The sequence below is a fragment of the Paenibacillus sp. Z3-2 genome (assembly GCF_054161325.1).
Map to the genome: position 1 here is coordinate 2885446 of NZ_CP096397.1, position 15359 is coordinate 2900804.

Sequence of the window (15359 nt, forward strand, 5' to 3'; positions counted from 1 at the left end):
CAGATAGAATAATATATTCATCGTTCAGACATGCGTATGAACGTTGGGTGCAGGGCTGGAAATATTAAAAACGAATCGACTGCCTAAGTGACTGGTTTCTTTAAGCCACACCACGCCACCCATTAATTCAGCGAGTTGTTTACAGATGGACAGACCCAGTCCTGCTCCTCCATACTTTCCTGAATCTCCATGAATTTGGGAATAGGATTTGAACAACAGATCTTGGCGATCCTGCGGGATGCCGATGCCCGTATCCCTTATCTCGTAGGATACATGTAGGGTGCCTGCTGGATCAGCAGATACCTGAGTAGAGATACAGACTTCTCCTTTTTCAGTGAATTTAAGCGCATTTCCAACGAGATTGATTAGAATCTGACGGACTTTATGCTGATCGCCTAAAAGCATCAGATGATCATTAATATTGTATTCAGCATATAGGTGAATTCCTTTTTTCTGTGCTTCGGAAGAGAACAATTGTAACACATGGTCAACTGTTTCAGTGACACTATATGGACTGATCTCCAAAGAAATCGCGCCGGCTTCCATCTTGGAATAATCGAGAATTTGATCCATCATAGATAGAAGGCTGGTGCCACTTTCTTCAATGACATTAACATACAATGATTGATCCTCATTTAGTGTTGTAGATTGCAAAAGGTTTGTCATGGCAAGAACACCATTCATTGGGGTTCGGATTTCGTGGCTGAGGATGGCAAGCAGATTTTTCTTCTCTTCTAGCATTTTCGCAGTAGTTTCTTCCGCACGTTTTAACTGCTGCAAGGTCGTTTCCATCTCTAGCAGACCCGTGAAAAAGGAAGACAAGGAGAGCAGCAAATCTATGTCCTTCTGTTGGTAGGCATAGAAATCCTGATCAAATGAGCAGAGGGAGCCATAAATTTCCCCATACTGATCATGTATGGGAACACCTACAAATGAACATCCACCTACGAATTCGGTTGCGTCCATATGTCTGGTTAATGGATGAGTTAGATTATTATTGATCACCAACGGGCCTTGGGTATGTTCGGTCACAAGGGCACAGTACGACTCGGCGTTGTCAACGACTAGCCCTTCACCTAATATTAGTTTTTCACGATTATATACATTGAGAACTTTGGTTGATAGATGGTCCAATTGGGCTATACAAAACGTATTTGCAGGAATTAGTCTGCTTGCCGTATCCATTACATTAGCAGCCGAATCATATAATTTTTGTGAGACAATGGATAGTACATCAATGAATTCTGTTTTCAACATATTGATTTGACGCCTCCTGATGGTAGAGATTCGTTATGTACTTATATGTACCAGTATATATGAATTCCTAGAATAGGGCATACATGGTTTTGACAGTAGTTGAAGGACATGAGAAAATATGATGCTTGAAAATATTCAAACTAATACATGTTGGAGGCATAGCTATGAATCAGCGTTTTCGAATTACCCGATCCATGCAAGAAAACAATGCGGAGCAATCCATCTCTTTGGAAGAGTGCAAACTCTACTTTGCATCCAAACCCGATTTTACGTATTCAACAATTCTTAACATTGTCGGAGCTGAGAGCACCATGTCCATTGATGGGGACTTTTTTATGTGGGACCTTGAAGGAACACAGATCGCTTTTCGTTTGTACATGGGAGATGTATATGTAGCTATCTCTAACGAAGCTATTGTACCCAAAATGATTGAAATTGCAACAGATCTGCACGCAGATATTGTTGAAGGATAACAGGAGTAGAGAACCAGACTTCGATAAAATATGATCAAGTTAGCCATAGTTTCCATGGATATTCCTGTAAAAAATGAGACAAAAGGTTCATTTATATTCCATATGTTAGCTTGTAATATATGGAATATAAATCATTTTACAGGAGAGTGAAACAAGTGAAAAAGACAAAATTATTACTTCTTGTATTCATGAGCATGATCCTTGCCTTATCGGTACCTGGAATAGGCTCAAGTTCAAAGGCTTCTGCAGCAACAGCACGTACACCCATTGTATTAGTTCATGGATTAACCGGTTCAGATAGTAATTTTACAGCGATTGAGAGTTATTTACGCAGCCAAGGTTGGACGAGAGACGAACTATTCGCGATTGACCTCCCTAGTAAACAAGGAAACCAGTTGTTGAATTCTGCGGCGATCAGTCGTTTTGTAGATGATGTTCTGCGCGAAACGGGTCACACAAAAGTTAACATTATAGCTCATAGCATGGGCGGGGCCAATAGTCTGTATTACATACTTAACCGGGGTGGCGCTTCCAAAGTAGACAAATTGATAACCCTTGGTGGGGCTAATCGATTGACAACAACTACAGCTCCGAGTGGAATAAAGGTGACTTCGATTTATTCCACCAGCGATACGATTGTGTCCCCGGCACTTTCCCGGTTGAACGGGGCGAACAACATTTCGGTATCCCTCGTATCTCATATCGGCCTCTTGTTTAATTCACGGGTAAACGCCTTGATCAAAACCGCGTTGAACGAGTAGACGCCTATATTAAATTCACCTTTTCATATATATACAAAATGATTAATTTGAACACGACTAACCACTATGGTCAGTCGTGTTTTCTGTTCTATAATAAGAAAGCAGAATGAAAATGGAACAAGCTAAAGGAGTCAGTATGCATGAAATCTCAACCGAATGATCGAATTAAAGTTCATCCAGGCTTTTGGGCTGGCTTGCATCAATTAGGGATTAGTATGGACGACATCGCACGGACGGCACAACTATCTCTTGAAACAATAAATAAACCTGTACAGAATCAAGCTCATTATTTTGCGATCTGGCAGGCTTACTCTGATCTCATTGGGGACACGGCCGAGGGTATCATCAAACTTGCAACGGGATATGAAATATCGAAGTACCCTCCGCCTGTTCTGGCGATGTACCATGCACGTGATTATCGCGATGCATTAAATCGAATGGTCCGTTATAAGCAAATGTGTCCTCCCGAGAGCTTGCAGATTAACGAAGCAGGGGAGGAATGTATCATTGAACTCGAATGGTTACATAAGGAGCAACCAGGCCCGCCACTTCTGGTAGGCATTACCCTAGCTTTTCTGCTCGAACTCGGACGTCGGGGAACGGGCCAGCCCTTAAATGCAAAGCGGGTTGAATTCTCACGTCCTATGGGTAATGTAGACATCCTTGAAACCTATTTCGGCTGCCGAGTGGAGACGGGGAAACCATATAATCGGCTGACGCTAGATCGAAAAGATTTGAGTCTTCCTTTTCTCTCATATAATGAAGAGTTAATTGAGATTCTGACTCCAGTGCTGGATCGGTCATTGGATGAACGGCAGGGCAGTCGTTCCGTTACTGATCTGGTGAAATGGATTATGAAACGCAGCCTTACAGGCAAGCGCCCTGATATCCAAACTGTTGCCAAAGAGCTTCGCATAAGCGACCGTACATTGCAGCGCCGACTGACTGAGGAGGACACAAACTTCAAACAGTTATTGACTGAAGCCAGACATGAGCAGGCACGAAAGTATCTGGCGGATCCTTCGCTCGATATCAAAGAAGTGGCATTCCTCGTGGGATATGAAGATCAAAATTCGTTCTATCGTGCGTTCCGGACTTGGGAAGGGGATACACCTTCGAATTGGCGTGTCAGGCAATAATTCTGGCGTAATGTGCTAGTTACTAGGCCGTTCAGACTGCGTAATATTATTTCTATCGGGAGCATAAAGGTGTTCGCAATCTTCAAGACTCAGCTACCGGATAGTTATAATCAAGAAGGAGAAATGCAGGATGGATATGGGACTGAAAGAAAAAACAGCCTTAGTAACAGGATCGACAAAAGGGATCGGAAAAGCGATTGCCATTGAACTCGCCCGAGAAGGTGTTCACGTTCTGATTAATGGACGAAATAATGAAGAGGTAGAACGAACAGTTCGTGAAATCAAGTCCAATTTTCCGGATACCTCTCCGCAAAAGGCCACGGCTGACCTTGTGGATCAGACGCAACGCCAAGCTATGTTCGAGAAATTCCCCGAAGTTGATATTTTAATTAATAGCATGGGCATATATGAGATCATGAGTTATGAAGATGTGAATGATGAAGTGTGGGAGAGATATTTCCGTACCAATGTTCTGGCAGCCAATAGCGTGTCCCAATTTTACTTACCTAAAATGATGGAGAACAATGACGGGCGTATTATTTTCATAGCAAGTGAAGAAGCGCTTATGCCCTCAGGCCAGATGCCACAATATTGCATGACCAAATCAATGTTGCTGTCATTATCCAAAAGTCTGTCCAAACTGACAGCTGGGAAAGAAGTTACGATTAATACGATTCTGCCAGGGCCGACATTGTCTGAAAATGTACGTGAGATTATTGAGGGCATATACCCGGATGAGGCGCTGACTTTTGAGGAAAAAGAGAATGATTTTATGAAGAGCAATCTGCCGCAGTCTGAATTACAACGATTCATCAAGCCAAGTGAAATAGGTAGACTCGCGACTTTTGTGTGCAGCCCGTATGCATCAGCTTTTCGAGGCTCTCCGATCCGTATGGACGGGGGGATGGTTCCGACTATTTTCTAAACGTCTTCAGGATAAAAGATATCAAACAATGAAAGTCGCCATGATTGGCGACTTTTTTATTTCTAAATTAACTATGCGGTTGGCACCCATCGAGTTTATAATACGTGTATGATTACGAAAACGGTTTCTATATGTGAAAGCGATTACTTAAAATCCATTCGATGAATCAAAAAGGAGACAAATATCATGATAGCTGCATTAAATCTGGAAGGTATCTGGAAACTTCAGCTCGATGAACATAAGGTGGAACGTGGCCTGAATTACTCAGACGTCATTTCATTGCCCAATACCACATCTCATGCGGCCAAAGGCAAGATAAACGAACATGTGTTAATCGGCGCGCTGACGGATGAGTACTTATTTGAAGGTTACGCCTGGTTTTCACGAGAGATTGAGATTCCCGAACACTTGGCTGGCAAACGTTGTTTCTTGCATCTGGAACGAACACGAGTTACAACGCTTTGGATTGATGGGGTGGAATGGGGCACGCAAAACAGTCTGAATACACCTCACCTTTACGAGATGGAGGCAGGGCTAACCGCTGGGACACATACGATTACGATTCGAGTGGACAATACCGATTATCCAACGAAAGGAGGACACCTTACATCTGAAGACACACAGACGAATTGGAACGGGATCACCGGGAAGATGGAACTCCAATTTTTCGAGCGTGTTTTCCTGGATAATGTTCAGGTCTATCCCGATCTTGCAACTCGATCTTTCGAGATCAAAGCAGAACATGTCGGCGACCTGCAAGGAGTGCGAATTGTCGTATCTGCTGTCGCTGTCAGTGCAGACCCGGTTCATACGACGGAGGAGCAGATCTTCATCCCGGATTCGCAGGAGATTGGGCTGACGTACAGCATTGGCGAACATGCCATGTTATGGAGTGATGATGAACCTAATGTGTACCAACTTCACATTCAACTGCAAGATCAGAACGGTGAAGTGCTAGACTCCACCGAAGTATGGACGGGCCTGCGCGAATTCCGGGCAGCTGGAGACAAATTCACCATTAATGGTCACAAAACCTTTCTTCGAGGCAAGCATGATGGTCTGATTTTCCCACTCACGGGATATGCGCCAACAGATGTGGACGAATGGATTCGCATTCTCGCCATCTCCAAGTCCTACGGCATTAATCACTATCGTTTTCATACCTGTTGTCCTCCGGAGGCAGCTTTCATTGCAGCGGATCTGCTCGGCATCTACATGGAGCCTGAGCTTCCGTTCTGGGGAACCATTACGGACGAATCTGCGGATGGTCGCAATCAAGCAGAGCAGGATTACTTGATTAGTGAGGGATTTGCGATGCTGAAAGCTTTTGGTAATCATCCTTCATTTGTCATGATGTCCATGGGGAATGAACTATGGGGCAGCAAGGACAGACTGAATTCGATCCTGAAAGCATACAAAGCATATGATCATCGTCATCTGTACACCGAAGGTTCCAATAATTTTCAGTTTGTACCAGACATTCTGGAGGAAAGTGAATTCTTCTGCGGGGTACGTTTCTCCAAAGAACGGTTGTTCAGAGGTTCGTATGCCATGTGTGATGCTCCGCTTGGTCACGTACAGACCGACTTACCGAACACATTGAAGGATTATGATGCAAACATTGTACCGGAGCAAGGAAGTGACGCTGATTCTTTTGGCCAGGCGGAGGGTCAAGAGATTCAGATCCAGTATGGCACAGGTTCCAAAACGGTACAGGCCGAAGCTGGAAGTGATCAACTTGTCTCACATGTGCCGATCATCTCGCATGAAATTGGACAGTACGCCACGTTTCCTAATTTCGAGGAGATCCACAAGTATACGGGTTCTCTCAAAGCCAAAAACTTTGAAGTGTTTAGAGAACGTCTGGAAGCAAAGGGAATGGGACATCTGGCGGAAGCCTACTTCAGAGCCTCTGGCAAACTTGCTGTCGAATGTTACAAGGAAGAACTGGAAGCTGCTTTTCGTTCGAAGCATCTAGCCGGTTTCCACCTGCTTGATCTCCAGGATTTCAGTGGTCAGGGAACAGCGCTCGTAGGCATACTGGACGCATTCATGGATTCCAAGGGCATGATTACACCTGAGGAATGGAGAACGTTCTGTTCAGACGCAGTGTTGTTGGCAAGGTTCCCCAAATATAATTATCAGGCTGGTGAATTGTTCGAAGCACGCATTGAACTAAGTTACTTCCGGAGACAAGCGTTGGATGGACTTCAATTGAAGTGGGAACTGAAAAACGAGCAGATCGAATGCAGCATCCTTGTGGAAGGGGAAGCAGACCTGCCAGCGTTCCATGAAGAACATTATGTGAGTATCACGGATCTCAGTATTCGTATCCCTGAAGTCTCCAATATGACCAAAGTGGAGCTGAGACTGTCCATTCCGGGCACGGATATTCGTAAGTCTTACGACCTGTGGATCTACCCGATTCAACAGGAAGTGGATCTGAGCGGTTTGAATCTTTTTACCGAACTCTCGGAGCATGCACTTGAGCTGCTTGAGCAAGGCGAGGATATTTTACTTTTCCCGACACCAGAGAATGTTTCACACGCTATTAAAGGTTTCTATAGCACTGATTTCTGGTCTTATCCCATGTTCCGTTCCATATCAGAGAATATGAAAAGAGAAGTTCCAGTCGGCACGATGGGTTTGTTGATTCAACAGGACCATCCGGCCTTCGAACATTTTGACACAGAGGAGTTCTCGACCTATCCATGGTGGAGCATTAATTCCGAATCGTCATCGATCATTCTGGATGAGCTGAGTAAAGATCTGCAACCGATCGTGCAGACCATTGATAATTTTGAACGGAACCATAAGCTCGGACTGTTGATGGAGTGCCGGGTGCGGAATGGTAGAGTCCTGATGGGTGCTCTGAATCTGGAGAGCCTAATGACTACGCTGGAGGGAAGACAGTTGTTATACAGCTTCCAGCGTTATGTACAGAGTCCGGCATACCAGCCAGTTACTCACTTGGAAGAGGAGGAGCTTCGCCAGTTGTTTATTCAGGTCTAGGTGGCTTAGGTAAGCGGAAGCAGATCATGAACAGCCATCAATAGATATGTAATTAAGCGTCTTAAACAAGCCCTTTCCGTCCACGGAAGGGGCTTTGTGTGTCAGGTTATTTGGTATAAGCTGTTCAGATTGTCGCATTTCACGGTTGAAATTATGCATTTCATCCCGATTCGACTCCGAAACCTATGATAAAATAGTATATTCGAGAGTGAAATTCAGAGTCGATGTCGATGAAAGGCGGATGTCCCCCCATGTTCAATATTGCAATCTGTGATGATGAGGAGCAGCAGCGAGAACGTGTAAAATCAATGCTGATCTCCTTATCCCTAAAAACCAATTTTGATTTTCAAATTAGCTTATTCACATCTGGTGAACAACTACTTTCGCATTATAGAGACGCCGGAGATACATTTCATATTCTCATTATGGATGTGGAGATGGGTGGAATGAACGGGATCCAGACCGCCAAAGAGATCAGGGATATGAAGTTTCTGGATGTACAGATTATGTTCCTGACCAGTTACCCCGAATATATGGTGGAAAGCTTCGATGTTATCACCTTTCAATATCTGATCAAGCCCATCCAGCCGCAAGTTTTCGAGGAAAAGATGATTAAGCTGTGTCAATATTTTCAGGCGATGGACAAAAAGTATGTACTAATCAAGTCAGACTATGATGAACTGCTGTTAAAATATGATGATATTCTCTGGATTGAGGTCGTCAAAAGTTTGACAATCAAGAACAAATTGAAGTTTGTGACCCAGGATAATGTGCATGATACCAAAGGGATTCTATCCAGTTATGCGACTGCATTGAAAGACCATGGTTTCCTGCAAATTCATCGCTCGGTTATGATTAACCTGATGCATGTCCAGAAGTTTGCAGGCACACAAGTCGTCATGTTAAATGGGACGGAACTCCCCATTGGCCGCTCCAAGGTCAAGGAAGTCAAGGATGCCTATACCAAATACATGATTATGAGGATTCAATGATATGGATGCCTATATGATTTTTTCCATCATCTTCGTGACATTGCTTATGGCATTTCAGGCGAATTTTTATTTTGATTCTGTGTTGGGCAAGTCCAGCCGGAAGCCGCGTAGAGCGATCTATTTCTTGGTATTTGTCTTGTTGGGTTATTTTTATTGGGTTTCTTCCTTCTCTGACATCGGTTCCACTGCGGTTGCTCTGCTATTAATCTTCAGTCTGGCACAATCCTATGAAGTAGAGTTCAAAATCAAACTTGTTTTCACCATCCTGTATGGGGTTCTAATTACCATGGCAAATGCCATCGCTGTATATATTCTCGGTGTTCTGGAATCCGCGGATTACAGTTCAATGGATCAGTTCAACGGAGAAGACCACTGGGTTCTTTCCAAGGTGATGCTGCTTGGTTGCAGCATCATGTTCGTTGTCATTCAAGTTGTCCGTCTAGTCGCCAAACGTAGAAGTTTTGCCGTTCACTATCGGTATTATTTGCTGTTTCTCATCGTACCGATCATTACGATCTACCAGATCAATGTGGCCTCCATATACAGTGAAAAGAACATATTTTACGTCTTTTCTGTACTGGGTTCTCTTTTTCTCAATGTGTTCATTGTCTATGTATTTGATAATATGGTGGAAAAGGTACAGCTCGCGCATGCAAATGCCCAGTTACAGCGTCAGATGGATCACCAGGATGCCAACTATGAGAAGACCGTTCACAGTTTCAAAAACATTAAAAGTATCATCCATGATATTAACCAGCAGTTTCTCTATATTGATGAATGTATCAAACGTAACGAACTGGCGGCGGCAGGTGACCATATCAAGTCTACACTGAGTACAATTGAAGGTGCATACCACAGGGTGAACTCCGGCAATCTGGTCATTGATGCTCTTGTTACGAACACCCTTGCTATGGGGCAGGCAAATGGGATCAAAATCGACACCAAAATCCAGCTCCACTCGCAACATGTGCAGATTGATCGATATGATCTGTGTGTGGTGCTCGGTAACATGCTCGATAATGCAATCGAGGCTTCCAAGAAGATCAGACAAGCGGAGGACCGATATATTCTGATTGCTATCCACTCCACGGCATCTGCACTTGTCATCCAGATTATGAACGATGTTGAGAAGCCTATAGCTGACTTGAAAAGTGAGAAGCCTAATCCGGAGTATCATGGGATCGGTCTGACCAACATATCAAGAATATGCGAGAAATATGGTGGACATATGAGTATTGAGCATCAGCATCGGAAGTTTAACAACATGGTCGTGCTTCCGTTTCACACCAATAATCCCTGAACATACCGTTCGGGGATTATTTTTTTCCATTCAGGGTCCGTTTGCGTTCGAACTGCCTTTTCCCAGATATGATGAATTCAATCAAAAGATATTTGAGGGAGGACATGAGCATGAAAAAATTTATCAGTCTTTTATGTACAGCGGTGCTTGTAATTACACCGCTGACATCTGTCAGCGCAGAGGCGAATAACAGTGTAACGATCGAGGTACGGGCGGAGCAGATTGCCAAAGAAATGGTACAAAACTACGGTGTCACCAGTGTGCAATATGCCATTATGGATGAAGGGGAATACATTTTATCAGATAGCGTCGGACTGCACGACAAGGGATCACAGAAGCCAGTAGACAAGGATAGCATGTATGGCATAGGTTCGGTTAGCAAAATGGTTGTTACGGCAGCTGCCATGAGGCTGGTCGATTCTGGTAAAGTAGATCTGGATGAGCCGCTTACATCGTATTTACCAGACTTTAAGATGGCGGATGCGCGTTATACACAAATCACACCACGCATGCTGATGAATCATTCATCTGGTCTTTACGGTTCACATTATGGGAACAGCATGTTGTTTGACGATAATGATAGCCGCAATCATGATGAGCTATTGCTCAAACTTCAGTCCGAAAAACTGAAATCCAAGCCTGGAGCCTTTTCTGTCTACAGCAATGATGGTTTCCAGTTGCTCGAGCTTCTGGTGGAAAAGGTAAGTGGGTTAAGCTACAGCGAATACATCGCCAAGTTCTTCAGCGAACCGTTGAAGTTGGAATCAACGAAGACGCCACAGGATTCCTTTGACAGAGATCAGTTATCCGAAACGTATTGGCCTACACTTGAAATGAAGATGCCTACTGAGAATGCAAACATTATCGGTACAGGTGGAGTATATTCCACCGCAGAGGAATTGAGTCAATTCGGAGAGGTTTTAATGGGGAACAGACCGGATATTCTGTCCGAATCTGCTGTGAAGGCCATGCAATCTCATGAGTATCGTAAGGGCATATGGGTATCTGATGAACAAAATACGATTAATTATGGCTTGGGTTGGGATGCGGTTGACCTTGCACCTTTCAGCGATTATGGGATTACCGCACTTGCCAAGGGTGGAGACACCATGCTATATCATGCCGTGTTAATCACCATACCGGAACATGATATTTCAATGGCGGTCCTATCATCTGGCGGATCTTCGGTCTACAATCAGATGTTTGCCAGCAAAGTGCTGCTGAAAGTTCTGGAGGATCAGGGCATCATCGACGATGTTCAGCCTGATCAAACATTCTCACCACCTGTCAAGGTGAAGATGCCGACGGAGTTGAATGCATATTCAGGTCTATATGGTACGGTTGGTGCAACACTGGATATAACAATCAAGGATGACGAGATCAAACTGCCCGCCTTGCTGGGAGGAATTATTCCGGAGCAGAACTATGTGTACACAGGCGATGAACATTTTACAAGTGCGGATGGCAGTGCGAAGGTCAGTTTTGTGGAGGAAAGTAATGACAAGGTATATGTTAAAGTTCAGGGCATGATTACGTTACCTGGTTTAGGTCAAACGGTGATGAACACGTATGATTATCAAAAGTTGGAACATAACGCGCTGGACGCAGCAACGAAAAAGAAATGGGCAGCTCGTAACGAAGCGAAATATTACGCACTGGATGAAAAAATAACGTCGATCTTCTATCTGCTTCCATCGATGCTGATCAAGAACCTTTCCGTTGATGCCGAGAATGGTTACGCTAATGGCACGCAAATTATGGATGCGAACAACGCAGAGAATGTTGCCCAGATTCCAGTCATGAACGGAAGAGACGCATTTGATCTGCAATTCTCCACGAAGAGTGGCGCCGAGATTTTGATGCAGGATGGGCAGGAATACATTGCAGAGGATGCCATTACTCCAATCTTTGGTGGGAAAAAAGGAATGACAACCATTCCGGCTAACGGTCAGGCCCGATGGTATGCAATTGACGCCCGTTCGGCGAACAAATCCATCAGAGTAGATTCTCCGGAGAACGGAGGTTATGCGGTGTATGATGAGAAAGGCGAGGTGGTTCACTTCTCTGTTGCAACCAATCAGGAGTCGACGCAGCTTCCGAAAGATGGTTTTATCGTTTTTGGTGGTGACGCCGGTGATGTATTTCAGATTGAATTAAAGTAAAGTAGTGGCTTCATAACAAAGTCTCGTTCGCAACATGTCACAGAAACAATACAGTTATCAAGAAGTCGCCTTATGGCGGCTTTTTTGATATTTCCTCATAATAAATTTAGAAATTTGGTAACTATTTGACCTGATTGCACGTTATGTTTATGTAGTTATATATCAGGATAATTTTCACAGGAGGACTCACTCACCATGTTTAATAAACGTATACGCCAAACGAATACAGATTGGAAAAGAAAAGCATTCAGACCCGTTGTTGCAGGCTTTACTGCTGGAATGTTGATGGTTCATGGAGTCATAGGGGTATTTCCGTCTCAGGCACATGCAGAAGCATCGGATGTATCGATCCGTAACTGGTATTCGTATCATCGAATCACTGTACCTGAGATGAAACCTTCATGGACGGCGAAAGTAGATAACTATCTAGATATGAACGAGACGTACGCCCTAGTTAATGCCATTGCGGAAGAAGGGAAAGTATTCACGTTCGCAGGATCAAAGTTAATTGCACTCGATGCCAAAACAGGTAAACGGCTGTGGACTTACGGCAAAAATTTGACACCTTATATCACTTATCAAAGCGGCGTCCTTTACGGTATGAGCAGCGATCATAAACCTTATGCTTTGAATGCTCAGACAGGAAAAGCAAAATGGCAATCTGTCACATCCACCTGGATTGATACGTATCAACGTACTGAAGCTCTGATTCCAACGATGGACACTCTCTACGTGATTAAGGGAAGTACAACGTTTGCACTGGATATCAAGTCAGGCAAATTGCGCTGGAAAGCAGATGAACCATTAGGCGAAGGTCACGGTACTGAATATCTTGAAGAATCTAATGGTGTGGTGCTGAGAAGCTTTTTTGTCCAAGGGGCACTTACATCCATTCAGCTTAATGCATATGACAAGAAAACGGGCAAAAAGCTATGGGATCATTTTGGTCAGGGGCAAGCTCTTCAGATCAAAGACGGTCTTGTGTATTCGGTGGACACCTATTCTCCAATGCTGGAGGAATACGATTCGTCACCTGAACGCAAATGGAAGATCAATGCATACAACCTGAAGACCGGTGTGTTAAAAGGAAGTCAGGAGTATACGTGGAAAATGCCGGGAGACCCGCCGTATACGAATGGTCGAGGAGAGATACTTGTTCATCAAGACAAACTGTACATTGAACAGGGAGACAAGATAGCGGAGTATCCGTTGAATTCGACTAAGTCGGGAACAGCGCCCCTTCGAACTTTTCAGCGACCTTACGGGGACAAGATGGCGTTGCTTGGCATTGTACAGGAACGACTGATATACAAGAACCTCGACACCGGTGAACTCACAGGCATCAAGTTGGCTAATGGTCAAGAGGTTCAATGGCATGGGGATTCTCCCATTTCTCAGATGGATGTTTACGGAAAAGGAATGTATCGAGCGCAACGTAACGGGACTCTGCTTGCCATCAATGTGTTATCGGGTCAACCCGTCTTTCGAGTCTCCACCGAAGGAGATCTGCACAACACGACGTTGAAGACAAACGGAATGATCATTATCCAAGCCGAAGGCAAACTACTCGGCGTGAAGCTGCCAGCATCGCTGAAATAAGTGATTTTAGTTTAAGCTGCATCTGGCGCCGTACGAAAATCATGTGAGAAGACCGGATCATGGCATAACTCACTCATGATCCGGACTTTTTTATTTTTGCGCGTAAAACACCGCAAAGTCCAAGTGTTTGTATATGCAATCAACCACACGAAATCCAGTTTCCTCCAACCACACCAATTGATCCTCCAGCGTGGCATTGATATCGACCTTGCGTCTTTCGATCGAAGCCGAGATGGCTTCCTCAGACAAACCGCTCCGATGAATCACTTCTAACCAACGCTTGCGGTAATAGGTGTCCGTATCGGGGGTTCTTCCCTGAACCTGGTCTGCGTTAATGAAGCGCCCACCTGGTTCTAATAGCTGATGTACAGTTTCAAACACCTTTTTCTTGTCAGCGTGGGTGAGATGGTGAATGGACAGGGAGGAAATAATCATATCGTAGGAACTGTTAAAATCGTACTTGGAGTAATCCCCGACCACATACTGTACTTGGTTAGCATCAGCAAACCTTCGGCGTGCTCCTTCGAGCATTTGATCACTAATGTCAATCAGGGTTAGTCGCGCGTTGGGATACTTTTGCAGGACCAATCCGGAGAGCAGTCCCGTTCCTGCACCCAGATCAAGAATACGTGGAGAATCGAGCGGGCTTTCCATTAGATCCAGAGCCATTCCATAAAAATCATCAAAACAAGGGATAAGCTGCTTTCGCTGCACATCATAATCTTGGGCTACCTTATCAAACAGCTGCTTTACTGAGAATTCCATAGGCTCATCACTCCTTGAGGTTTTCTCCATATTTTACAAACTGGAAGAGATCAAGGGAAATATCGATTATGGATAAGTTCATAGGTTGGACTTATAGGTTCCGAGTCTCTGCCATGGGTAATAACATGTAAGCAGAGAATCAAGACAGGGAGGAATGAAGCTGATGTTTCAACCACGTTCTATTATGATGAGTATCTCGCTAATCGTTATGGTTCTTGCACTTGCAGCTTGCTCAGGTGGTAATGAACCTTCAGCTAGCCCTGAGCCATCGACACCAGCAGTTTCAACAGAAAGTGAGCAAGCATCTGAAACAAATGGAACAGAAGAAAATGTAACGGAGCGTCCGCAAACCGAGAGTTTTGAAATAATGACCGCAGATGGGAATCAATCACTAGAGGCGTCCTTACAACAAGGAGAAGGGTTTTCCTTGTACGTATTCGAGAAATTCACATTTGATGCTGCTCAAGGCCGTTTATCACTAACCAGTAACTCTGACTACTATGTGGATATTGAACCTTTGCCTGCGGATTATAATCTGGCAGAACTGGAGACTGCGGGCAAGGAAGAATTAGAAAACGCTGGTAAGGTATCCGACTATAGCGGAGAGCTGGTGGAGCACCCGCTTGGTTCCGCCGAGCTATATCTTCAGGCCTCTGGTGAAGAAGGGGTCCGTGATTATATGGTCTGGAAATCAGAAGAAGGAGATGCTTTTCTATTCCATCTTCATAACCCCAAAGGAGAAGAAGCTTCTGATTTTGCCAGTCCGGTTCTTGTGACCTTATCTACCGTTCAGCTCGATACGTAAGATCCATGAAAGTCGCCAACTTGGCGACTTTTTTGCTTTAGCAGATTGCACGCAGAAATAGGGAGGCAACATCAACTGGGGCTGGAGACGACAGGTGCATTTGTACAAGCTGGAGCATTGTGACCCCAATAACCACTAGTCACATCCCTAATGGCTAGATGAATATCAT

The 15359-nt window shown here is 44.3% G+C and carries 12 protein-coding genes; 10 read left to right on the forward strand and 2 right to left on the reverse strand.

Going from position 1 to position 15359, the window contains the following annotated elements:
• Positions 1-24: 24 nt before the first annotated feature.
• Entirely contained in the window at positions 25-1257 is a 1233-nt protein-coding gene (locus tag M1D71_RS13000; RefSeq protein ID WP_458126790.1) for a GAF domain-containing sensor histidine kinase, read from the reverse strand.
• 164 nt (positions 1258-1421) lie between these two features.
• Here M1D71_RS13000 and M1D71_RS13005 point away from each other — a divergent pair, with 164 nt between their 5' ends.
• From M1D71_RS13005 to M1D71_RS13045, 9 genes are all read left to right on the forward strand, one after another.
• Complete coding sequence (locus tag M1D71_RS13005; protein ID WP_458126791.1) at positions 1422-1730, forward strand: hypothetical protein; 309 nt, start codon at positions 1422-1424, stop codon at positions 1728-1730.
• A 188-nt stretch (positions 1731-1918) separates the two neighbouring features.
• A complete protein-coding gene (locus M1D71_RS13010; protein ID WP_458127232.1) occupies positions 1919-2491 on the forward strand; it encodes an alpha/beta fold hydrolase in 573 nt (190 codons plus the stop codon).
• 140 nt (positions 2492-2631) lie between these two features.
• Complete coding sequence (locus M1D71_RS13015) at positions 2632-3630, forward strand: helix-turn-helix domain-containing protein (RefSeq protein ID WP_458126792.1); 999 nt, start codon at positions 2632-2634, stop codon at positions 3628-3630.
• Positions 3631-3760: 130 nt separating this feature from the next.
• Complete coding sequence (locus M1D71_RS13020; protein ID WP_458126793.1) at positions 3761-4555, forward strand: SDR family NAD(P)-dependent oxidoreductase; 795 nt, start codon at positions 3761-3763, stop codon at positions 4553-4555.
• A gap of 186 nt (positions 4556-4741) precedes the next feature.
• Positions 4742-7567 carry a beta-glucuronidase gene (locus M1D71_RS13025; RefSeq protein ID WP_458126794.1) on the forward strand — a complete coding sequence of 942 codons (2826 nt, stop codon included), beginning with the start codon at positions 4742-4744 and terminating at the stop codon, positions 7565-7567.
• 251 nt (positions 7568-7818) lie between these two features.
• Positions 7819-8559 carry a LytR/AlgR family response regulator transcription factor gene (locus tag M1D71_RS13030; protein WP_458126795.1) on the forward strand — a complete coding sequence of 247 codons (741 nt, stop codon included), beginning with the start codon at positions 7819-7821 and terminating at the stop codon, positions 8557-8559.
• A gap of 1 nt (position 8560) precedes the next feature.
• Complete coding sequence (locus M1D71_RS13035; protein WP_458126796.1) at positions 8561-9859, forward strand: GHKL domain-containing protein; 1299 nt, start codon at positions 8561-8563, stop codon at positions 9857-9859.
• 110 nt (positions 9860-9969) lie between these two features.
• Positions 9970-12021 carry a serine hydrolase domain-containing protein gene (locus tag M1D71_RS13040; protein WP_458126797.1) on the forward strand — a complete coding sequence of 684 codons (2052 nt, stop codon included), beginning with the start codon at positions 9970-9972 and terminating at the stop codon, positions 12019-12021.
• Between the two features lie 195 nt (positions 12022-12216).
• A complete protein-coding gene (locus M1D71_RS13045) occupies positions 12217-13620 on the forward strand; it encodes an outer membrane protein assembly factor BamB family protein (RefSeq protein WP_458126798.1) in 1404 nt (467 codons plus the stop codon).
• A gap of 90 nt (positions 13621-13710) precedes the next feature.
• Here the strand turns inward: M1D71_RS13045 and M1D71_RS13050 are convergent, their stop codons facing one another.
• A complete protein-coding gene (locus M1D71_RS13050; RefSeq protein ID WP_458126799.1) occupies positions 13711-14385 on the reverse strand; it encodes a class I SAM-dependent methyltransferase in 675 nt (224 codons plus the stop codon).
• 163 nt (positions 14386-14548) lie between these two features.
• On the opposite strand from M1D71_RS13050, the gene M1D71_RS13055 reads away from it, so the two are divergent.
• Entirely contained in the window at positions 14549-15190 is a 642-nt protein-coding gene (locus M1D71_RS13055; RefSeq protein ID WP_458126800.1) for a hypothetical protein, read from the forward strand.
• Positions 15191-15359: the final 169 nt, after the last annotated feature.

Bases quoted from the DNA above. Each gene is read 5' to 3' on its own strand.
- M1D71_RS13045 (WP_458126798.1), top strand. From the start codon at position 12,217: ATGTTTAATAAACGTATACGCCAAACGAATACAGATTGGAAAAGAAAA.
- M1D71_RS13050 (WP_458126799.1), bottom strand. From the start codon at position 14,385: ATGGAATTCTCAGTAAAGCAGCTGTTTGATAAGGTAGCCCAAGATTAT.
- M1D71_RS13010 (WP_458127232.1), top strand. From the start codon at position 1,919: ATGAGCATGATCCTTGCCTTATCGGTACCTGGAATAGGCTCAAGTTCA.
- M1D71_RS13035 (WP_458126796.1), top strand. From the start codon at position 8,561: ATGGATGCCTATATGATTTTTTCCATCATCTTCGTGACATTGCTTATG.
- M1D71_RS13015 (WP_458126792.1), top strand. From the start codon at position 2,632: ATGAAATCTCAACCGAATGATCGAATTAAAGTTCATCCAGGCTTTTGG.
- M1D71_RS13055 (WP_458126800.1), top strand. From the start codon at position 14,549: ATGTTTCAACCACGTTCTATTATGATGAGTATCTCGCTAATCGTTATG.
- M1D71_RS13025 (WP_458126794.1), top strand. From the start codon at position 4,742: ATGATAGCTGCATTAAATCTGGAAGGTATCTGGAAACTTCAGCTCGAT.
- M1D71_RS13040 (WP_458126797.1), top strand. From the start codon at position 9,970: ATGAAAAAATTTATCAGTCTTTTATGTACAGCGGTGCTTGTAATTACA.
- M1D71_RS13005 (WP_458126791.1), top strand. From the start codon at position 1,422: ATGAATCAGCGTTTTCGAATTACCCGATCCATGCAAGAAAACAATGCG.
- M1D71_RS13030 (WP_458126795.1), top strand. From the start codon at position 7,819: ATGTTCAATATTGCAATCTGTGATGATGAGGAGCAGCAGCGAGAACGT.
- M1D71_RS13020 (WP_458126793.1), top strand. From the start codon at position 3,761: ATGGATATGGGACTGAAAGAAAAAACAGCCTTAGTAACAGGATCGACA.
- M1D71_RS13000 (WP_458126790.1), bottom strand. From the start codon at position 1,257: ATGTTGAAAACAGAATTCATTGATGTACTATCCATTGTCTCACAAAAA.